This is a genomic window from Pseudomonas putida (assembly GCF_028682475.1).
Taxonomy (GTDB): domain Bacteria; phylum Pseudomonadota; class Gammaproteobacteria; order Pseudomonadales; family Pseudomonadaceae; genus Aquipseudomonas; species Aquipseudomonas putida_AG.
Window position 1 is genome coordinate 1 of record NZ_JANHLE010000026.1, and the last position, 19757, is coordinate 19757.

At 61.6% G+C, this 19757-nt stretch carries 18 protein-coding genes; 11 read left to right on the forward strand and 7 right to left on the reverse strand.

Annotation, left to right across the window (positions count from 1 at the left end; translation table 11 throughout):
- Positions 1-3: 3 nt before the first annotated feature.
- A complete protein-coding gene (gene mltA, locus NPS47_RS19605) occupies positions 4-1155 on the reverse strand; it encodes a murein transglycosylase A (protein WP_274296441.1) in 1152 nt (383 codons plus the stop codon).
- 129 nt (positions 1156-1284) lie between these two features.
- On the opposite strand from mltA, the gene NPS47_RS19610 reads away from it, so the two are divergent.
- Positions 1285-1734, forward strand: a complete 450-nt coding sequence (locus NPS47_RS19610) for a c-type cytochrome (protein WP_274296442.1) — start codon at positions 1285-1287, stop codon at positions 1732-1734.
- Between the two features lie 74 nt (positions 1735-1808).
- Here the strand turns inward: NPS47_RS19610 and NPS47_RS19615 are convergent, their stop codons facing one another.
- The 4 genes from NPS47_RS19615 to NPS47_RS19630 form a co-directional block, all read right to left on the reverse strand.
- Positions 1809-2195, reverse strand: coding sequence for a DUF1090 domain-containing protein (locus NPS47_RS19615; RefSeq protein WP_274296443.1), 387 nt, complete (start codon positions 2193-2195; stop codon positions 1809-1811).
- A 132-nt stretch (positions 2196-2327) separates the two neighbouring features.
- Complete coding sequence (ligB, locus tag NPS47_RS19620) at positions 2328-4010, reverse strand: NAD-dependent DNA ligase LigB (RefSeq protein WP_274296488.1); 1683 nt, start codon at positions 4008-4010, stop codon at positions 2328-2330.
- A 163-nt stretch (positions 4011-4173) separates the two neighbouring features.
- Positions 4174-5364 carry a methionine adenosyltransferase gene (gene metK / locus NPS47_RS19625; protein ID WP_038615329.1) on the reverse strand — a complete coding sequence of 397 codons (1191 nt, stop codon included), beginning with the start codon at positions 5362-5364 and terminating at the stop codon, positions 4174-4176.
- A gap of 19 nt (positions 5365-5383) precedes the next feature.
- Positions 5384-6379: an ArsR/SmtB family transcription factor gene (locus NPS47_RS19630; protein ID WP_274296444.1), complete on the reverse strand. Its 996-nt coding sequence runs from the start codon at positions 6377-6379 to the stop codon at positions 5384-5386.
- Positions 6380-6640: 261 nt separating this feature from the next.
- Here NPS47_RS19630 and tkt point away from each other — a divergent pair, with 261 nt between their 5' ends.
- From tkt to NPS47_RS19675, 9 genes are all read left to right on the forward strand, one after another.
- Positions 6641-8638, forward strand: a complete 1998-nt coding sequence (gene tkt / locus NPS47_RS19635; RefSeq protein WP_274296445.1) for a transketolase — start codon at positions 6641-6643, stop codon at positions 8636-8638.
- A gap of 154 nt (positions 8639-8792) precedes the next feature.
- On the forward strand, positions 8793-9860 hold the full coding sequence (gene epd / locus NPS47_RS19640) for an erythrose-4-phosphate dehydrogenase (protein ID WP_274296446.1): 1068 nt from the start codon (positions 8793-8795) through the stop codon (positions 9858-9860).
- A gap of 12 nt (positions 9861-9872) precedes the next feature.
- Positions 9873-11036 (forward strand): phosphoglycerate kinase, encoded by a 1164-nt coding sequence (locus NPS47_RS19645; protein ID WP_274296447.1) that lies wholly within the window; start codon positions 9873-9875, stop codon positions 11034-11036.
- 32 nt (positions 11037-11068) lie between these two features.
- Positions 11069-11287: a hypothetical protein gene (locus NPS47_RS19650; RefSeq protein WP_274296448.1), complete on the forward strand. Its 219-nt coding sequence runs from the start codon at positions 11069-11071 to the stop codon at positions 11285-11287.
- 51 nt (positions 11288-11338) lie between these two features.
- On the forward strand, positions 11339-11671 hold the full coding sequence (locus NPS47_RS19655) for an MliC family protein (RefSeq protein ID WP_274296449.1): 333 nt from the start codon (positions 11339-11341) through the stop codon (positions 11669-11671).
- A 102-nt stretch (positions 11672-11773) separates the two neighbouring features.
- Entirely contained in the window at positions 11774-12838 is a 1065-nt protein-coding gene (gene fba, locus NPS47_RS19660) for a class II fructose-bisphosphate aldolase (RefSeq protein ID WP_274296450.1), read from the forward strand.
- A gap of 217 nt (positions 12839-13055) precedes the next feature.
- A complete protein-coding gene (locus NPS47_RS19665; RefSeq protein ID WP_274296451.1) occupies positions 13056-15176 on the forward strand; it encodes a putative bifunctional diguanylate cyclase/phosphodiesterase in 2121 nt (706 codons plus the stop codon).
- Between the two features lie 38 nt (positions 15177-15214).
- Positions 15215-15715, forward strand: a complete 501-nt coding sequence (locus NPS47_RS19670) for a YgjP-like metallopeptidase domain-containing protein (protein ID WP_038615312.1) — start codon at positions 15215-15217, stop codon at positions 15713-15715.
- 17 nt (positions 15716-15732) lie between these two features.
- Positions 15733-16029 (forward strand): winged helix-turn-helix domain-containing protein, encoded by a 297-nt coding sequence (locus NPS47_RS19675; RefSeq protein ID WP_274296452.1) that lies wholly within the window; start codon positions 15733-15735, stop codon positions 16027-16029.
- A 60-nt stretch (positions 16030-16089) separates the two neighbouring features.
- On the opposite strand, the gene NPS47_RS19680 is transcribed toward NPS47_RS19675, so the two are convergent.
- Positions 16090-16542, reverse strand: coding sequence for a GNAT family N-acetyltransferase (locus NPS47_RS19680; protein ID WP_274296453.1), 453 nt, complete (start codon positions 16540-16542; stop codon positions 16090-16092).
- A 240-nt stretch (positions 16543-16782) separates the two neighbouring features.
- Between NPS47_RS19680 and NPS47_RS19685 the strand changes: the two genes are divergently transcribed.
- A complete protein-coding gene (locus tag NPS47_RS19685; RefSeq protein ID WP_425313532.1) occupies positions 16783-17520 on the forward strand; it encodes a substrate-binding periplasmic protein in 738 nt (245 codons plus the stop codon).
- Here the strand turns inward: NPS47_RS19685 and yccS are convergent, their stop codons facing one another.
- Positions 17521-19701 carry a YccS family putative transporter gene (yccS, locus tag NPS47_RS19690; RefSeq protein ID WP_274296454.1) on the reverse strand — a complete coding sequence of 727 codons (2181 nt, stop codon included), beginning with the start codon at positions 19699-19701 and terminating at the stop codon, positions 17521-17523.
- Between the last annotated feature and the right edge of the window lie 56 nt (positions 19702-19757).

A 19757-nucleotide genomic window follows, 5' to 3' on the forward strand; every position in this document is an offset into this window, starting at 1 on the left:
AGATCACAGCACTTTCGGCACTTCCGGCAACGCCACGCCCTTGGGCCACAGCAACCAGATCTGCCCTTGCTGCTTCATGTTGCCGGCAAGCTCACCCGCTTCGGCGCCGGTACCCCAGAATAGGTCGGCACGCACTTCGCCGGTGATCGCGCCGCCGGTGTCCTGGGCGGCAACCGGGCGTATCACCGGGGTGCCGTCGGGACGGGTAGTGGAGAGCCACAGCAGACTGCCCAGCGGAATCACCTTGCGGTCGATTGCCACGCTATAACCCGCCGTCAGCGGCACGTTGAGCGAGCCGCGTGGCCCTTCGTTGCTGTCCGGGCGGGTGCTGAAGAACACGTAGCTGGGGTTGCTTGCCAGCAGTTCCGGCACCCGTGCCGGGTTGGCCTGGGCCCACGCATGAATGCTGCCCATGGTGACTTCTTCTTTTTTCAACTGCCCCTGCTCGACCAACCAGCGCCCCACCGGGCGATAGGGGTGGCCGTTCTGGTCGGCGTAACCGACGCGCAGCTGGCGGCCGTTGTCGAGCTGGATCCGCCCGGAGCCCTGGATCTGCAGGAACTGCAGGTCCATGGGGTCGGTCAGCCAGGCCAGCACCGGTGCCGGCACGCCTTGCTGATTGATCACTTCGGCGGTGTCGTAGGGCTTGAGGGTGCGCCCCTCGATACGACCGCGCAGACGCTTGCCCTTGAGTTCCGGATAGACGCTGTCCAGGGCTACCACGATCATGTCATCCGGCACACCATAGACGGGGACATGCGCGCTGTCGGTCTGGCTCAGGCTACCGGGGTAGACCGGTTCGTAGTAACCGGTGATCAGGCCGTTGGCGTTGTTTTCGCCCGAGCGCATGCTGTAGACATCCAGCTGGGCCTGGAGAAAGTTGCGCACCTCGGTGCTGTCGCCAGGCACATTGGCCGCCGCCGCGCAGGTATTGGCCCAGATCGCATCGCGCTTGAGGCGTTCACAGGCACTGCGCCAGGCTTCGAAGCCGGCCAGCAGGTCACTGTCGCTGACCTGCGGCAGGTCTTTCCAGGTGCTGCTGACGTAGGTGGCCAGCGCGTGAGGCTTGGGTTTTTCCGGGCCGCCACCGTTGCAACCGGCGAGCAGCGCCAGCACCGAGAGCGACCATCCCAGATGGCGCAGGGAAAATTTCATGAACAGGGTTTCCTTGGCGGTTTGCCTGGGCTCCAGCTGCCCAGGCAAACCGTAGTTTTATTAAGGGTATTGGTCTTTGGCGATGAGGCGAGGATACTGGCCGCCTTTTTTCCGTGAGCCGACGTTACCATGATGCTCAAGCGCCTTTCTGTTGTAGTGCTGGCCTGCCTGACCCTGACCGCCTGTGGTGGTGTCGATCCAAACTCGCCACTGGGCCAGCGCAAGACCATTTTCAAACAGATGCTCAAGACCAGTGAAGACCTGGGCGGCATGCTGCGCGGGCGGCTTGCCTTCGACGGGCAGAAGTTCGCCGACGGCGCGGTCAAGCTCGACAACCTGTCCCGTGAGCCGTGGAAGCATTTTCCGCAGGTTCGCGAGGACGATGAAACCAGCGCTCGTGCAGAGGTCTGGGAGAAGCAGACACGCTTCCAGGACCTGGCGCGTCAGCTGGAGGTGGCGACCGCTGAGCTGGTGGCTGTCACTCGTACCCAGCCGCTGAAGGCTGCGGACCTGGCCGCTCCGACGGACAAGGTTGAAGCAGCATGCAAAGCTTGTCATACCGAATTTCGTAACCATTGAATACACAATCGCGGGGCAAGCCCGCTCCTACCAGACCGGTGGGAGCGGGCTTGCCCCGCGATTAGTCCAGCGATTTACTTGTCGAGTTCCTCCAGCGCCTGCTGCAGTTCCTTCTTGGATTCAGCCAGCTTGTCTTTGCGCTTGTTGATCTTCTCGGCGTCGCCCTTTTTCATGGCCTTGTCCAGGTCCTTGGTGCGCTGTGTCACTTCGTGACGGGCATCGAGTACTTTCTGTTCGCGCTCTTTCTTCAGGCCGGCATCGGTGCAGTGCTCGTTGACTTCACTCAGTGCTTTCTCAAGGCCGGCTTTTTCGAAAGGGTTAACGGACTTGTCAATCTGCTGTTGAATATCCGCCTTCTTTGCAGCGCAACCCGTCAGAACTTGATCTGGCTCGGCGGCCTGCAGCGAAGTCGCTGCAAGTCCGAAAGCGGTCAGCAATACGAGTTGAGAGAAAAGTTTCATGGGAGCCTCCTTGGTCGGGGCAGGGCAGCAAAAAGTTGGGGGAATCCTGCCCTGATTTCCTGAATTAAGGAACCCTTGGTAGGTTTTTCAATTGCATTGGAGGAAAAATCCTACAGCTGCAGATGCCTGATTTTAGAGGATGTTCTGGAATCCTTCGATGTCTTGAATCAACAGTTGCGCAGCCAGCGCCTGCACGTGCGGATGGCTGAAGAAAGCCAGCAGTTGTTCGGCGCGGGTGGTTCCGATTGCGGATTCGCGAGACCACTGCGCGGCCGTCCTGGCCGCCAGCGAAGACCAGCCCACGCTCAGATCAGCGTCACGTGGTGCGGGTATCCCCAAGGCGTGCAGCCACTGCTGGAAGGGGCGAGCGCGAGCACTGTCGAAGCCTTGCAACAGCCGCGCGGCACTGGCTGCACTGACGCCGGGTAGCTGGCGCAGTTGCTCGTCGGTCACGCTCAGCCAGTCGGCCAGGGTGTTGACCAGCCCCGCCTGCACCAGCTTGCGCCAGGTCGCAGCGCCTAGCCGCGGCATATCCAGCCCGTGCTTGCCGCTTAGCCAGGCGAGTCGGGCGATGAACTGTTCTTCGCAGCCGGGACTGGCCTGCCAGCAGCTCAAGGCATGAAATTGCCCGCTTGCCGGAGGCTCCAGCGGCTGGCGCTGAACGCTGCGATGCACCACCTGCTCCAGGCGCGGGATGGTTAGCCCGGCCAGGCTGATCGCCACCTGGTCACCCGGGCGGATGTCCAGCGATTGCCAGCGTGGCAATGAGCCCAGGCTGACCTGGGTGATGCGCCGGTCATCGAGCATGACCGGCTTTAGCTGCAGCACGGGGGTGATCTTGCCGGTGCGGCCGATCCGGAAGCGCACCTCGCGGACCTCGGCCAGTGCCCGGGCGAAAGGGTGTTTCCAGGCGGCGATCCAGTAAGGTGCGTTTGCCCGCCAGCGTTCGGCGGGCGGTCGGTTGTCCTGGCGCAGGATTACGCCGTCGGTGGCGAAGGGTAACGGTGTGCGGTACCAGTGCTGGCGCCAGTGGGCAGCTTCGTCATGAGTAGCGATGGCAACGCTGTAGCGCTGGCTGTCGGGGAAACCCAGCGCTGCCAGCCTGGCCAGGCGCTCGGCCTGGGAACTAGGGCCTTCGGGCCAGTCCCAGACGAACAGACCGATTCCGCTACCCAGCTCGGCACTCAATTGCTTGCGCGACATCAATCCGGCCACAGTGCCGCGAGCGTTCAACCCTCCAGCAGCCGACTGCACATGGCCGTCGAGGCGCCAGTACAGTTCGCCTTGCAAGGTGAGATCGAGTAGTTCAGTCAGTTGTCGGGTTATGCCGTCGAGATAAGGAATGTGCCGGCTCCAGTCATGCCCCTGAACGCCATCGCCGCGGCTGAGCAGTTGCCGTAGCTCGCCCTGGCGAAACACCAGGGTGACAGCCACACCATCCACCTTGGGCTGAATCCAGAGGTTCTGCTTGCCGTGTAGCCACTGAGCGACTGCCTGATCGTCGGCCAGCTTGTCGACGCCAGTGTGCGCAACGGGATGGGGTATCGGCCCGCGGGCGCTGGTGAGCGGGTTGGCGACGGTCTGCAGGTCGAAGCACCCCTGAAGATGGTTCAGGCGCTGCCGACTCTGGTCGTAGATCTCGTCTGCCACCAGTGAGAGGCCCAGACGATGGTAATGCTCATCCCAGTTGGCCAGGGTCTCACGCAACCGATCGGTCTCGTTGCGCGCCTGGTCGATTGGCCAGGCGGGGCATTCCTCGGCATGGCTTGTGGATAAGTACAGGGCAAGCAGCAGATAAACGAGCAGTTTGGGCAACATGGCCAGCATCCTTGCTTGGCGATATGGAATCCTCAGCCTAGGCAATTGACGCTCAGGACATCGCCGTGAGTTGTCAGCCGATATGTCACAAAAAAGCCCCAACCGATCACTCGGCTAGGGCTTCGCTTGTCGCTGGCAGCTTAACGCTTGCCGCTCACCCTTACAGGCCAGCAGCGGCGCGCAGGGCGTCGACGCGGTCGGTACGTTCCCAGGTGAAAGTGGTGAAGGTGTCGTCGCCGACAGTCTTCTGCTGCGGGATACGGCCGAAGTGACCGTAGGCGGCAGTTTCCTGGTACATCGGGTGCAGCAGGTCGAGCATGGTGGTGATCGCGTACGGACGCAGGTCGAAGCACTCACGTACCAGCTGGACGATCTTGTCGTCGGAGATCTTGCCGGTGCCGAAGGTGTTCAGCGAGATGGAGGTAGGCTGAGCTACACCGATGGCGTAGGAAACCTGGATCTCGCAGCGCTCGGCCAGGCCGGCGGCGACGATGTTCTTGGCCACGTAACGACCGGCGTAAGCGGCGGAACGGTCAACCTTGGACGGATCCTTGCCGGAGAACGCGCCACCGCCGTGACGGGCCATGCCGCCGTAGCTGTCTACGATGATCTTGCGGCCGGTCAGGCCGCAGTCACCCACCGGGCCGCCGATGATGAACTGGCCGGTCGGGTTGATGTGGAACTGGGTGTCCTTGTGCAGCAGTTCGGCAGGCAGGGTGTGCTTGACGATCAGCTCCATGACTGCTTCCTGCAGGTCTTTTTGCGAGACTTCAGGATTGTGCTGGGTCGACAGGACCACGGCGTCGATGCCGACCACTTTGCCGCCTTCGTAACGGCAGGTGACCTGCGATTTGGCATCCGGACGCAGCCACGGCAGCAGGCCGGACTTGCGTGCTTCGGCCTGACGCTCGACCAGGCGGTGCGAGAAGCAGATAGGGGCTGGCATCAGCACGTCGGTTTCGTTGCTGGCATAACCGAACATCAGGCCCTGGTCACCAGCGCCCTGGTCTTCCGGCTTGCTGCGGTCAACGCCCTGGGCGATGTCTACCGATTGCTTGCCGATGATGTTCATCACTGCGCAAGTGGCGCCGTCGAAGCCAACGTCGGAGCTGTTGTAGCCGATGTCGACGATGACGTTACGGACGATCTCTTCCAGGTCGACCCAGGCCGAGGTGGTGACTTCACCCGCGATAATCGCTACACCGGTTTTCACCAAGGTTTCGCAGGCTACGCGTGCGTATTTGTCCTGGGTGATGATGGCGTCCAGCACGGCGTCCGAAATCTGGTCGGCGATTTTGTCCGGATGCCCTTCAGACACGGACTCGGAGGTGAAAAGGGAGTATTCGCTCATCTCGACGGGTTCCTAAAATTTACCGATGTTGAGTGTCGCCAGCCGGTCGCTGAAAATGGCGGACCTGGATCTGGAAACCATTACGTAAGCCCACATACAGGCTGTCCCCGGGCGCCAGTCCCGCAGCACTGGCCCAACGGGCCAGGTCGTCCTGCTCAAAGCCCAGCCAGATATCGCCACAGGCCTCCCTGGCCCAGCTCTGGTCGTGGCTGCACAACTCTGTTACCAACAGGCTGCCGCCTGCTTTCACACGGTTGGCCAGCTGCCGCAGGGCTTCGGCCGGGGCGCTGAAATGGTGCAGGACCATGTTCAGCACTACGCAGTCGGCTTCCACATCCGTTGCACTGAGTGCATCGGCCAACTGCAGGTTCACATTAGCCAGGTCTTCGCGTTGACAGACCTGGCGTGCCAGCTCGAGCATGGTCGGGCTGTTGTCCAGTGCGGTGACCCGGACAAAACGCCGGGCCAGCTCGGGAAGAAATTCGCCATCGCCAGGGCCGACTTCAAGGGCACAGGCATCAGCGCCGAAGCTGAGTTTGTCGAGCAGGGCCAGGAGGCTTTCGCGGTACTGGGGCAGCCCGGCGATGAGGTCCTGCTGGGCGCGAAATTTCTCTTCGACACGCAGGAAGAAGTCCTGGCTGGTGGCGGCCCGGCGCTGTTGGACCTGGCCAATACGTTCTTGCACTTCATCCGCCAGGCTCAAGCCATCGACTGCTTCGAGCAGCGCCGTATGCAGCTTGCCGCCCAGGCGCAAGCCATCGGGCAGGGCGCGGCGATAGAAGATTGCATTGCCTTCGCGCCGGGTTGCCACCAGTCCGGCCTGGGCCAGGACTTTGAGGTGGTGGCTCATGCCCGACTGGCCGATGGCGAAGATCTGCGCCAGCTCCAGCACGCCGAACGAGTCGCTGGCCAGCACCCGCAATACGTTCAGGCGCAGCGGGTCGCCGCTGGCTTTGCACAGGGCAGCCAGGTCTTCGCTTTGCTCGGGACGGATCGAGGGGGCGGGTAGATTCATGGGACGGCAGTCTAGTCAGGCCGTAGCAGCGCCGCAAGAGCAATATCAAAAAGTTTTGATATTGCACGATAAGCGGGGCAATTGGTCGCAGGACAATACGACCGATCCGGCTGTTTGCCCGGCTTAACGCCTGATTCTTCGCTCAATCGCAGGAAAATCATGCCGCATCGACCATCCGTCATTGCCCCCGGGGGCGTGCCTGGGCGAAAATGGCCGCCTTTTTTCGTTTCGTAATTAATTCAAGCCCCCAGGAGATAAGCGATGCCCAGCCGTCGTGAGCGTGCCAACGCCATTCGTGCCCTCAGCATGGATGCCGTGCAAAAGGCCAACAGCGGCCATCCAGGTGCCCCTATGGGCATGGCGGATATCGCCGAGGTTCTTTGGCGCGACTATCTGAAACACAGCCCGAGCAACCCGAACTTCGCTGACCGTGACCGCTTCGTGCTGTCCAACGGTCACGGCTCGATGCTGATCTATTCGCTGCTGCACCTGACCGGCTACGACGTCACCATCGACGACCTCAAGGCCTTCCGTCAGCTGCACAGCCGCACCCCGGGCCACCCGGAATTCGGTTACACCCCAGGCGTCGAGACCACCACCGGCCCGCTTGGCCAGGGCCTGGCCAACGCCGTTGGTTTTGCCCTTGCCGAAAAGGTCATGGGTGCGCAGTTCAACCGCCCGGGCCATAGCATCGTCGACCACCACACCTATGTGTTCCTGGGTGACGGTTGCATGATGGAAGGCATTTCCCACGAAGTCGCTTCCCTGGCCGGTACCCTGGGCCTGGGCAAGCTGATTGCCTTCTACGATGACAACGGCATCTCCATCGACGGCGAAGTCGAAGGCTGGTTCACCGACGACACGCCGAAGCGTTTCGAGTCGTACAACTGGCAAGTGATCCGCAATGTCGACGGTCATGATCCGGAAGAGATCAAGACCGCCATCGAAACCGCTCGCAAGAGCCCGCTGCCGACCCTGATCTGCTGCAAGACCATCATCGGTTTCGGCTCGCCGAACAAGCAGGGCAAGGAAGATTGCCACGGTGCTCCGCTGGGCAACGACGAAATCGCCCTGGCGCGCAAAGAACTGAACTGGAACCACGGTCCGTTCGAGATTCCGGCTGATATTTACGCCGAGTGGGACGCCAAGGAAGCCGGTAAAGCCGTTGAAGCTGAATGGGACAAGCGTTTCGCCGCCTACGCCGCAGCTTTCCCGGAACTGGCCAGCGAGCTCAAGCGTCGCCTGAGCGGCGAATTGCCAGCCGATTTCTCCGAGAAGGCCACTGCCTACATCGCTGAAGTCGCGGCCAAAGGCGAAACCATCGCCAGCCGTAAAGCCAGCCAGAACACCCTGAATGCTTTCGGCCCACTGCTGCCGGAATTCCTCGGTGGCTCGGCGGACCTGGCCGGTTCCAACCTGACCCTGTGGAAAGGTTGCAAGGGCGTCAGCGCTGAAGATGCCAGCGGCAACTACATGTACTACGGCGTGCGCGAATTCGGCATGACCGCGATCATGAACGGCATTGCCCTGCACGGCGGCCTGGTGCCTTACGGCGCGACCTTCCTGATGTTCATGGAATACGCCCGCAACGCCGTACGCATGTCGGCGCTGATGAAGCAGCGTGTAATCCATGTCTACACCCACGACTCCATCGGTCTGGGCGAAGACGGCCCGACGCACCAGCCGATCGAGCAACTGACCAGTCTGCGCAGCACGCCGAACCTGGACACCTGGCGTCCAGCCGACGCGGTCGAATCGGCCGTGTCCTGGAAGCAAGCGCTGGAGCGTAAGGACGGCCCTTCGGCGCTGATCTTCTCGCGTCAGAACCTGCAGCACCAAACCCGTGATGCTGGCCAGATCGCCGACATCAGCCGTGGCGGCTATGTGTTGAAAGACTGCGCAGGCGAGCCTGAGCTGATCCTGATCGCCACCGGCTCCGAAGTCGGCCTGGCCGTTCAGGCCTTCGACAAGCTGACCGAGCAAGGCCGCAAGGTACGCGTCGTGTCGATGCCGTGCACCAGCGTGTTCGATGCCCAGGATGCTGCCTACAAGCAATCGGTACTGCCGCTGCAGGTCGGTGCGCGTATCGCTATCGAAGCGGCCCATGCCGACTTCTGGTACAAGTACGTCGGCCTCGAAGGCCGTGTGATCGGTATGACCACCTACGGCGAGTCGGCCCCTGCGGCTGCCTTGTTCGAAGCGTTCGGCTTCACCCTGGAAAACATCCTGGGTACTGCTGAAGAGCTGCTGGAAGACTGATCCCGTTTCCCTGTGGGACTGGTGTCGGCTTCATCGCTGGCAAGCCAGCTCCCACAGGGGCTGCGGTGATCCCTGTGGGAGCTGGCTTGCCAGCGATTGACGTCAACTCGATTCCTGCAGGTTGCAGATAATGTTTCTGTTCCGTGAGCATCCCATGCCCCAACCGCGTCCTTACAAAGTTGCACTCAACGGCTACGGCCGTATCGGTCGTTGCGTCTTGCGCGCACTCTTTGAACGGGGAGCGAAGGCGGGCTTCGAGATCGTCGCACTGAACGACCTGGCCGATCAGGCCAGTATCGAATACCTGACACGCTTCGACTCCACCCACGGGCGTTTTCCCGGTGAGGTGAAGGTCGATGGCGACTGTCTGCATATCAATGGCGACTGCGTAAAAGTCTTGCGCAGTGCTACCCCGGAAGGCATCGACTGGGCGGCGCTCGGCGTCGACCTGGTGCTCGAGTGTTCCGGCGCCTACAACACCCGTGCCGACGCCCAGCGCTTCCTCGACGCCGGTGCACCGCGGGTGCTGTTCTCGCAACCGATGGCCAGTGAAGTGGACGTCGATGCGACGATTGTCTACGGCATCAACCAGGATTGCCTGGACGGCAGCGAGCGTCTGGTCTCCAACGCCTCCTGCACCACCAACTGCGGTGTGCCGCTGCTGCGTGTGCTGGATCAGGCCTTTGGCCTTGAGTACGTATCGATCACCACGATCCACTCGGCGATGAACGATCAGCCTGTCATCGATGCCTATCACCACGAAGACCTGCGCCGCACCCGTTCGGCGTTCCAGTCGGTGATTCCGGTGTCCACCGGGCTGGCCCGCGGTATCGAGCGCCTGCTCCCGGAACTTGCCGGGCGAATTCAGGCCAAAGCCGTACGCGTGCCGACCGTCAACGTGTCGTGCCTGGACATCACCTTGCAGACCGCCCGCGATACCACTGCGGCCGAGGTCAACCAGGTGTTGCGTGACGCCGCCCTGAGCGGACCGCTCAAGGGCTTGCTGGCCTACACTGAACTGCCGCACGCCAGTTGTGATTTCAACCATGACCCTCATTCGGCAATTGTCGATGCCAGTCAGACCCGCGTTTCCGGCCCCCGGCTGGTCAACCTGCTGGCCTGGTTCGACAACGAATGGGGGTTTGCCAACCGTATGCTCGACGTTGCCGATCATTATCTGCACGTCGTCAATCAAACCCGCTCCACTTGTAAACAGCCCTGAAGGACTGCATTCATGACCGTGTTGAAGATGACCGACCTCGATCTGCAAGGTAAGCGCGTACTGATCCGCGAAGACCTCAACGTGCCTGTGAAGGACGGTGTGGTGGCCAGCGATGCGCGTATCCTGGCTTCGCTGCCGACCATCAAGCTGGCGCTGGAAAAAGGCGCGGCCGTGATGGTCTGCTCGCACCTGGGCCGCCCGACTGAAGGTGAATTCTCGGCCGAGAACAGCCTCAAGCCGGTTGCCGACTACCTGAGCAAGGCCCTGGGCCGCGAAGTACCGCTGGTTGCCGACTACCTGGACGGTGTCGAGGTCAAGGCCGGCGACATCGTGCTGTTCGAGAACGTACGCTTCAACAAAGGCGAGAAGAAGAACGCCGACGAGCTGGCGCAGAAATATGCTGCCCTGTGCGACGTGTTCGTGATGGACGCGTTCGGTACCGCTCACCGCGCCGAAGGCTCGACCCACGGTGTCGCCAAGTTCGCCAAAGTCGCTGCCGCAGGTCCGCTGCTGGCGGCCGAACTGGATGCACTGGGCAAGGCCCTGAAAGCCCCGGCCAAGCCAATGGCCGCCATCGTCGCCGGCTCCAAAGTCTCGACCAAGCTCGACGTACTGAACAGCCTGAGCCAGATCTGCGACCTGCTGATCGTCGGCGGCGGCATCGCCAACACCTTCCTGGCCGCTGCCGGTCACCCGGTCGGCAAATCGCTGTACGAGCCTGACCTGATCGACACCGCCAAAGCCATCGCCGCCAAGGTCAACGTGCCGCTGCCGGTTGATGTCGTGGTTGCCAAGGAATTCGCCGAAAGCGCTGCAGCCACTGTGAAGCTGGTCGCTGACGTTGCCGAAGACGACATGATTCTGGACATCGGCCCGCAAACCGCAGCCAACTTCGCCGAACTGCTGAAGTCGTCGAAAACCGTCCTGTGGAACGGCCCGGTTGGCGTGTTCGAGTTCGATCAGTTCGGTAACGGCACCAAGGTACTGGCCCAGGCCATCGCCGAAAGCGCTGCTTTCTCCATCGCCGGTGGTGGCGATACCCTGGCCGCCATCGACAAATATGGCGTTGCCGAGCAAATCTCCTACATTTCTACCGGTGGCGGCGCGTTCCTCGAGTTCGTCGAGGGCAAGGTCCTGCCAGCGGTGGAAGTACTGGAACAACGGGCCAAGGCCTGATCCGCTCAGCGCCTGGCAAAGGGAGCGACCTGATGGTCAAGCGATTGCCTGTGTTTGTCCTGGTCGGGATGCTGGGCGCTTGCTCCAGCACCCCGGAGCCTGCGACTGATAACTCTGGCGCGCCGAAAGGTGGCTGCTATCAGTCTGAATGGCAGGCGGAAACCGTCCCGGTGATCAACAAGCGGCTCGGCCCGGATGGCCTGGAAAAATACGACGACGAACACCAGCGCCGGGCTCAGGGTTGCCCTTGATCGGTTGATGGCAACCTACCGGCCAGTTTGTGGTCTGCTAGAGGATATTGGATGAAAGGTGTCGTGGCCGTGATGGCCCTGGCAGTACTGGGCGGATGCGCAAGCTTCACGTCTTCACCGGCATCGGTGCCGTCGGATAACTGGACGCGCTGGGTGTGTGACAGCCAGGTCGAAGTGCTCTGGCGCTTTGCCGACAGCAGCCAGCAGGACGTCGATGTTCGTCTGGGCGGCGGTGACCAGGTTTACCGGCTCAAGGCTGAGCCGGGCGCCTCGGGTTCTTTGTACAGCGATGGCGTGCTGGCGTTCCACAGCAAAGGTGACGAAGGCCTGGTGTACTGGGTCGCCACCAACGATTTGATAGGGCGGGGCTGCAAGGCACCGTGACTGGCCGGGCCGCGTGATGGCGACCCACACTACTTGAATAGCAACCGCCACTGCGGCAGGCTTGCACGATTAAAACGACGCTTGTCGGGAGAGAGATACACAATGGCACTCATTAGCATGCGCCAGATGCTGGACCACGCCGCCGAGTTCGGTTACGGCGTACCGGCTTTCAACGTCAACAACCTCGAGCAGATGCGCGCCATCATGGAAGCCGCCGACAAGACCGACTCCCCGGTGATTGTCCAGGCCTCGGCCGGTGCCCGCAAATACGCTGGCGCCCCGTTCCTGCGCCACCTGATCCTGGCCGCGATCGAAGAATTCCCGCACATCCCGGTGTGCATGCACCAGGACCACGGCACCAGCCCTGACGTCTGCCAGCGTTCGATCCAGCTGGGCTTCAGCTCGGTGATGATGGACGGCTCGCTGGGTGAAGACGGCAAGACCCCGACCGACTACGAATACAACGTCCGTGTCACCCAGCAGACCGTGGCCATGGCCCACGCCTGCGGCGTTTCCGTTGAAGGTGAGCTGGGTTGCCTGGGCTCGCTGGAAACCGGTATGGCCGGCGAAGAAGACGGCATCGGTGCCGAAGGCGTGCTGGACCACAGCCAGATGCTGACCGACCCGGAAGAAGCTGCGGACTTCGTCAAGAAGACCCAGGTCGATGCCCTGGCCATCGCCATCGGCACCAGCCACGGCGCCTACAAGTTCACCAAGCCACCTACCGGTGACGTCCTGGCGATCGACCGCATCAAGGAAATCCACAAGCGCATCCCTAACACCCACCTGGTGATGCACGGCTCTTCCTCGGTTCCGCAGGAGTGGCTGGCGATCATCAACCAGTACGGCGGCGAGATTAAAGAAACTTACGGCGTGCCGGTTGAAGAAATCGTCGAAGGCATCAAGCACGGCGTGCGCAAGGTCAACATCGACACCGACCTGCGCCTGGCCTCTACCGGTGCCATGCGCCGCCTGATGGCACAGAACCCGAGCGAGTTCGACCCGCGCAAGTTCTTCGGTGCCACCGTAACGGCCATGCGTGATGTGTGCATCGCCCGTTATGAAGCCTTCGGTACTGCCGGTAATGCTTCCAAGATCAAGCCGATCTCCCTGGAAGGCATGTTCCAGCGCTACCTCAAGGGTGAGCTGGCCGCCAAGGTCAACTGACACCCGGGCTAGAAAAAACCCGCAGCGATGCGGGTTTTTTTATGCCTCTCGCGCCAACTACAGGGTGGTATTGGCCTGAGTAGACAGACCGTTAGTCGGCTTACGGAACTTTCCACGGATGATGGCAATCTGATTACTTCAGATTTATGGCCGCCAGGTCTAGAGTTAGTTTCGGGTTTCGACCGAAATTCGATGTCAGTTTCACAAGAGAAGCAGCATGGATTGCGCGCAACCTCACACAAACGATGGCGGCTCGGTTTTGCTAGTCGTCGATGATTACCCTGAAAATCTGATCAGCATGCGTGCCTTGCTGGCCCGTCAGGACTGGCAAGTACTCACCGCAAGCTCCGGAACGGAAGCCCTGAGCGCGCTGCTTGAGCACGAAGTCGACCTGGTGCTGCTGGATGTACAGATGCCGGGCATGGATGGCTTCGAAGTCGCCCGCCTGATGCGTGGCAGCCAGCGTACACGGCTTACCCCGATCATTTTCCTGACCGCCAATGAGCAGTCCCAGGCGGCTGTGCTCAAGGGCTATGCCAGTGGCGCGGTGGACTACCTGTTCAAACCCTTCGACCCACAGATTCTCAAGCCCAAGGTCCAGGCCTTGTTGGAGCAACAGCGCAACCGGCGTTCGCTGCAGCGCCTGAGCCATGACCTGGAGGCTGAACGGGCGTTCAACGCGTCGGTGCTGGAAAACGCCGCCGAGGGCATTGTGGTGGTGGCCGAAGACGGCCTGATCCGGTTTGCCAACCCGGCCATTGCCAGGTTGCTGGATGCGTCGTTCGACCAGTTGCAGGGCAAGGGGGTGCTGGATTTCATCCAGTCACCCGGATCGAAGGCGTGGCGTGAGTCGGCGTTTTACCAGGCCTACCTGGCGCGGGACACCCTGCGCATTCACGACGCAGTCCTGCGAACGGCGGGCGGCCATCCGATTCCGGTAGCGCTGTCGTGTGCGCCGTTACCCAGCGAGCAGCGGGCATTGGTGATCACGGTGCTGGACATGTCGGTGGTGCGCAATCTGCATCAGCAACTCGAGTACCAGGCGATCACTGATCCGCTGACCGGCCTGCTCAATCGCCGTGGTTTCTATCAGGCGGCCGAAAGTGCGCTGTTGCGCAACGAACGCGCGGACCGGCCCCAGGCCTTGATGTTCCTCGACCTGGACGGGTTCAAGCGCATCAATGACTCACTGGGGCACGAAGCCGGTGACCGGGTGCTCAACTGGGTCGCCGAGCAGCTCAAGGATTGCCTGGGTAGCTGCGCGATTCTTGCGCGCATGGGCGGCGACGAATTCACCGCGCTGCTCGACTCGCTGGATTGCCCCGAACAAGCTGCGCGGTTTGCCGAAAAGCTGATTGAGCGCATGTCGATCTATCAGGAGATCGACGGGCTGGAAGTAACGCTTGGGGTCAGCATCGGTATCGCCACTTATCCCGAGTGCGGGTCCAGTCTGGACGGGCTGCTGCGGGCCGCGGATGCGGCGATGTATGCAGCCAAGCAGTCGGGGCGCCAGCAATATCGATACTACGACCAGGACCTGAACGGTCGTGCACGCTCGCGGCTGATGCTTGAAGACAGTGTGCGTAGCGCAATCGAGCACAAGGAATTCAGCCTGGTCTACCAGCCCCAGGTGGCCCTGGCCGATGGTCGCTTGCGGGGCTTCGAGGCGTTGTTGCGTTGGCGTCATCCCAGTGTCGGGGACGTACCGCCGGGCTTGTTCATCCCCCTGCTGGAGGAGGCCCGGCTGATTACCCGTCTGGCCAGCTGGATCTACCAGAACGGCGCGGCACAGCGCCGGGCCTGGTACGAACGCTACGATGCCGGGGTGGTGCTGAGCATCAGTCTGAGCCAGGTGCAGTTCAGCATGCCCAACCTGGTGGAGGAGCTGGCGCGGGTGATCTTCACCCAGGAACTTCAGCCTGCCCAGCTGGAAGTGGAAATTGCCGAAACCACGCTGCGCTACAACCTCGACGATGCCACGAAACAGCTCCACCGCTTGCATACATTGGGTGTGCGTATCGCTCTGGATGATTTTGGCGCCGGTGATTGTTCGCTGCGTATGGTGCGCGACTTGCCGATCGACACCCTCAAGCTCGATCGGCACCTGGTGGCGCGATTACCGGGCTCGACAGCCGATGCCGCGATGGTCAGCTGTGTGCTCGAACTGTGCCGGGCGTATGGCATCAGTGTCATCGCTGAAGGCGTCGAAACGCCTGAACAGGCTCACTGGCTGCGGGCCAATGGCTGTGAGTACGTACAAGGTTTTTTGCTGGCGCACCCGATGACCGCAGCACACGCCAGTGAGTTTCCACGCTTTTTTGACTGGCATCCGCTGTAGTTGGGTACACTGCGTTTTTACCCGTCTGCTTTGCAACCATGACCGCGCTCAAGTACCTGCAAGCCTATCCGTCCACCCTGCAAGATCAGGTCCGCCAGTTGATTGCCAGCAATCGTCTGGGCGATTACCTGCAGCAGCGCTACCCGCAACGTCATGATGTGCAGAGTGACAAGGCGCTGTACAGCTATGTCCAGGGGCTCAAGCAGGAGTACCTGCGCAATGCGCCGAACCTGGACAAGGTGTTGTTCGATAACCGCCTTGACCTCACCCACCGTGCCCTGGGCCTGCACACGGCGGTATCACGGGTACAGGGTGGCAAGCTGAAGGCGAAGAAGGAAATCCGCATTGCCTCGTTGTTCAGGGAGGCGGCGCCGCAGTTTTTGAAAATGATCGTCGTGCATGAGCTGGCCCATTTGAAAGAAAGCGAGCACAACAAGGCCTTCTACCAGCTCTGCGAACACATGCAGCCGGGCTACCATCAACTGGAGTTCGACCTGCGTGTTTACCTGACTTACCGCGAGCTGCCTGGCAGCGCGTGAGCCCCAAGGATTTGCCAATGGACGTGAGCAAGACCAAGAGCAGTTTTTACCGCCGGCTGTATGTTGCCTGGCTGATCGACAGTCAGACCGCTGCTACTGTACCGGCGCTGATGGAGGCGACCGGCATGCCCCGGCGCACGGCGCAGGACACCATCGCGGCCTTGGCCGACCTGGATATCATCTGCGAGTTCGAGCAGCAGGCTGGCGCGCGTAATCATGCCGGGTATTACCGGATTCGCGATTGGGGCGCGATCGACAAGCAGTGGATCATCCAGCATCTGCGCAGTATTCGTGAGGTGCTTGGGTATCCTTGAGGGCCTCATCGCGGGGCAAGCCCGCTCCTACTGTGGGAGCGGGCTTGCCCCGCGATGCATTTAGCCGCGCCGCATGCCGATATGCGGAATATCGTCCTCAAGATACTCCTCACCCACCACAACAAAGCCATAGTGCTTGTAGTAGCCCTGCAGATGCGCCTGTGCCGACAAGTACACCGGCACGCCGGGCCAGTGCTTCTCGGCCTGCTCAAGGGCTTTTTCCATCAGTTCATGGCCCAGGCCCTTGCCCCGCGCCGACGGTGCGCTGACGACCCGGCCAATCACCACATCGCCACCCTGAGACTCCGGGTCGAGCAGCCGCAGATAGGCTTGCAGCTCATCATCCTGCCAGGCCATCAGGTGGTGAGTATCGCCCTCCAGGTCGCGGCCATCGACTTCCTGATAGGCACACTTTTGTTCAACGACGAAGACTTCGGTGCGTAGCCGCAAAATGGCATAGAGTTGTTCCTTGCCAAGGTCGCTGTGATGTTTACAGATCCAGTCGATGGACATAAGGGGTTCTCGAACGGTTGATTGGCTTGATCATCGCAGATGCTATCGGCAAGGACGAGGGCGAAATTGCCATAAGTCAACACAGGGTGTGACGGCACTCAAAATGAAGGCCATTTGATATCATTGTCTCTGCCTTGAGGCTTCATCTTTGTGTAACCTGCGCCAACGCGCTGACAGCGGTACCTCTCAAGCAGTTGATATCAACGACGCGTAATCGCGCGTCTACTAAAGGATTTGAGCATGGCTGCAGCGCTTCGAACCTTGGCTTTGCTTGGAATGCTGTTGCTGTTGAACACCGCCCAGGCGCAAAAGCTGCGCCTGGTTGCCGACAGTTGGCCACCCTTTACTGACGCCGGTATGCCGGGTGGCGGCCTGGCCACAGTGATTGTCACCACCGCCTTGCACCGTGCCGGTTACGCCAGCGAGTTCGAGCAGGTGCCCTGGGCGCGGGCGCTGCTGGGCGTGGAGGAAGGGCGCTACGACGTGTTGATCAACGCCTGGTTCAATGAGAGCCGTACCCGGATCGGGGCGTTTTCCAGCGCTTACCTGACCAATCGCATCCGCTTGCTCAAGCGCAAGGGCGATTCGCTCAGGTTCAAGTCCCTGAACGATCTGCGCCCTTATCCGCTTGCGGTTGTCAGGGACTATGCCTATTCGCCGGCGTTTGATGCCGATGCACAGCTGCAAAAAATCCCGGTACGCAATTTTTCGGTGGCCGTGCGCATGCTTGCCGCCGGCAGGGTGGGGCTGACCCTGGAGGATGAATACGTCGCCCGCTACTTCCTGCAGCGCGAATCCCGTTCGGTGCGTGACAGCATCGAGTTCGTCGACAGGCCACTGAGCGAAAACACCCTGCATATCCTGGTGAGCCTGAAGACTCCGGAGTACCAGCAGATTGTTGCTGGTTTCAACCGTGCGATTGGTGAGATGAAGGCCGATGGCAGCTATGAGCGCTTGCTCAAACACTACGGGTTCTGATCAGGCCGGCGCATCTTTGATCAGGTGCGCGGCGAGGGTGCGCAGCGGGCCCAGTTGCCGACAGATCAACGCCAGTTGGGTCTGCACCAGGCGCTGGTTTTCTTCCAGTTCTTCGGGCATCTGCTCAAGCTCGATGGCCAATGCTTCTTCGGCATCGCTGTGGATAGCCACCGGCAACTTGCTGGCCAGGCCTTCGGCAATCTCATCCAGGCTGTTGGCCAGGCTGGCCCCGGCACCATCGATCAACTGCTCGTGAACATCGGCCGGCAGCGTGGTTTCACGGTGCGCGCCTAGACCTGAGAGGTAACTGAGCAAGGTGTGCGAGAGCACCAGAAAGCGAAAGCCGACATCCGCCTCCTTACGAAAATGCCCAGGCTCCATGAGCATGTTGGCCAGGGTGGTCGACAGCGCCGCATCGGCGTTGTGGGCGTTGCGCCGGGCCAGGCGGTAGGCCAGGTCGTCGCGCTTGCCCTGGGCGTACTGCTGCATGATCTGGCGCAGGTAGGTGCTGTTGCAGCTCAGGGTGTTGGCCAGCACTTTGTTCAGGCGCCGGCCCTGCCAGTCGGGGAGGAACAGGAACACCGCGAGAATCGCGATCAGGCTGCCGACCAGGGTATCGAACAGGCGTGGCAGGAACAGCCCGTAACCATCGCCGACCTGGTTGAAGCAGAACAGCACCATCAGGGTGATCGCCGCAGTGGCCAGGGTGTAGCGGGTGGTGCGGTTGACGAAGAACACCACCCCGGCGGCGACGGCGAACAGCGACTGGATGATCGGGCTCGGGAACAGGTCGAACAGCGCCCAGCCCACCGTCAGGCCGATGCCGGTGCCGATGATCCGCTGCACCAGCTTGCGCCGCGTCGCACCGTAGTTGGGCTGGCAGACGAACAGGGTGGTGAGGATGATCCAGTAGCCCTGGGTCGGGTGGATCAGGTGGACCATGCCGTAACCGATCGACAGTGCCAGTGGCAGGCGCAGGGCGTGGCGGAACAACAGTGAGGTGGGGGTCATCTGCTGGCGCAGACGGTTCCAGACATCGGCCAGGTTGTGCGGCGAGCGGTCGAGCAGGCTGCTGTCGCTGGCATCGGCCAGGGTGTCAGGGTTGCTGGCATCGCTGAGCAGGCGGTCGAGGGTGGCCAGGTTGGCGGCCAGGGCCCGCAGCGAGCGTAGCAGTCCGCGCCAGGCCGGATTGCTCTGGATGCGCAGGTGTTCCAGGGAGGCATTCAGGTCTTCCAGGGCCTGGGTAAAACCGCTGTCATAGATGAACGGCTGGCGCAGCTGGATCGACTCGGACAATTGCTGGCAAGCCACACCTTGCTGGCGTAGCAGGCGCTGACAGCGAAACAGCACGTCGCTGTGGAAGAACGCTTCGGTCAGGGCGTTGTAGGGGTAATGCGAAGAGCTGGCGCGCTCGTGGATATCCTGCGCGAGAAAGTACAGCTTCAGGTAGCGGCTGACCTTCGAGCCCGGCCGGCCATTGCCGACCCGGTGCAGGATGATTTCCTTGGCGGCATTGAGCGCGGCCACCACGCGACCATTCTGCTGCGCCAGTTCCAGGCGCCGGGCTTCCACATCCAACTGACGGATCGGCTCGAACAGGGTGGCCTTGAGCTTCAGGTAGCGCCCCAGTTCACGGAACAGGCGCGCCAGGCTTTGCTGCACCGGCTGGTTGGAGAACAACGCCTGCCAGAGCACCGAGAGCAGCCCGTACCAGGCGGCACCGGCCACCAGCAACAGCGGCTCGTGCCAGAAGTCGCTGACTTCGCCGCCGCGCTGGTCGACGCCGATCATGGTGTAGACCGAGAGAATCAGCGTCGCCGAGGCGATGGCGCCGTAGCGTTCGCCCAGGGCGCCGAGCATGGTCAGGGCAAAACTGGCCAGGGCCAGGGCGCAGACAAAAATCAGCGGATAGGGGAACAGCAACTCCACCGACAGCGCGGCAACGGTAAAGCACACCAGGGTGACCGCGAGGGCGTTCAGGCGCCCTTGCCAGCTGTCGTCGGTCTCGGCCAGGGCGCTGGCGATGATGCCCAGGAACAGTGGAATCAGCAGGCTCATCTCGTCCTTGTACCAGCACAGCAGCATGCTGCCGGTCAGGGCGATGAGAACGCGGATGGCGTAGCTGAACTTGTCCAGGGCCCAGAGGCGGCGCAACGATTGGCTGAGCGAGGAGGATGACATGTCGGGTCGGCAGGCCTTGGGCGATGATCGAAATTGAGCTGATCAGACAGCAAGCG

Coding starts and splice junctions, on each gene's coding strand:
- mltA (WP_274296441.1), bottom strand. CDS start 1,155: ATGAAATTTTCCCTGCGCCATCTGGGATGGTCGCTCTCGGTGCTGGCG.
- NPS47_RS19610 (WP_274296442.1), top strand. CDS start 1,285: ATGATGCTCAAGCGCCTTTCTGTTGTAGTGCTGGCCTGCCTGACCCTG.
- NPS47_RS19615 (WP_274296443.1), bottom strand. CDS start 2,195: ATGAAACTTTTCTCTCAACTCGTATTGCTGACCGCTTTCGGACTTGCA.
- metK (WP_038615329.1), bottom strand. CDS start 5,364: ATGAGCGAATACTCCCTTTTCACCTCCGAGTCCGTGTCTGAAGGGCAT.
- NPS47_RS19630 (WP_274296444.1), bottom strand. CDS start 6,379: ATGAATCTACCCGCCCCCTCGATCCGTCCCGAGCAAAGCGAAGACCTG.
- tkt (WP_274296445.1), top strand. CDS start 6,641: ATGCCCAGCCGTCGTGAGCGTGCCAACGCCATTCGTGCCCTCAGCATG.
- epd (WP_274296446.1), top strand. CDS start 8,793: ATGCCCCAACCGCGTCCTTACAAAGTTGCACTCAACGGCTACGGCCGT.
- NPS47_RS19645 (WP_274296447.1), top strand. CDS start 9,873: ATGACCGTGTTGAAGATGACCGACCTCGATCTGCAAGGTAAGCGCGTA.
- NPS47_RS19650 (WP_274296448.1), top strand. CDS start 11,069: ATGGTCAAGCGATTGCCTGTGTTTGTCCTGGTCGGGATGCTGGGCGCT.
- NPS47_RS19655 (WP_274296449.1), top strand. CDS start 11,339: ATGAAAGGTGTCGTGGCCGTGATGGCCCTGGCAGTACTGGGCGGATGC.
- fba (WP_274296450.1), top strand. CDS start 11,774: ATGGCACTCATTAGCATGCGCCAGATGCTGGACCACGCCGCCGAGTTC.
- NPS47_RS19665 (WP_274296451.1), top strand. CDS start 13,056: ATGGATTGCGCGCAACCTCACACAAACGATGGCGGCTCGGTTTTGCTA.
- NPS47_RS19670 (WP_038615312.1), top strand. CDS start 15,215: ATGACCGCGCTCAAGTACCTGCAAGCCTATCCGTCCACCCTGCAAGAT.
- NPS47_RS19675 (WP_274296452.1), top strand. CDS start 15,733: ATGGACGTGAGCAAGACCAAGAGCAGTTTTTACCGCCGGCTGTATGTT.
- NPS47_RS19680 (WP_274296453.1), bottom strand. CDS start 16,542: ATGTCCATCGACTGGATCTGTAAACATCACAGCGACCTTGGCAAGGAA.
- NPS47_RS19685 (WP_425313532.1), top strand. CDS start 16,783: ATGGCTGCAGCGCTTCGAACCTTGGCTTTGCTTGGAATGCTGTTGCTG.
- yccS (WP_274296454.1), bottom strand. CDS start 19,701: ATGTCATCCTCCTCGCTCAGCCAATCGTTGCGCCGCCTCTGGGCCCTG.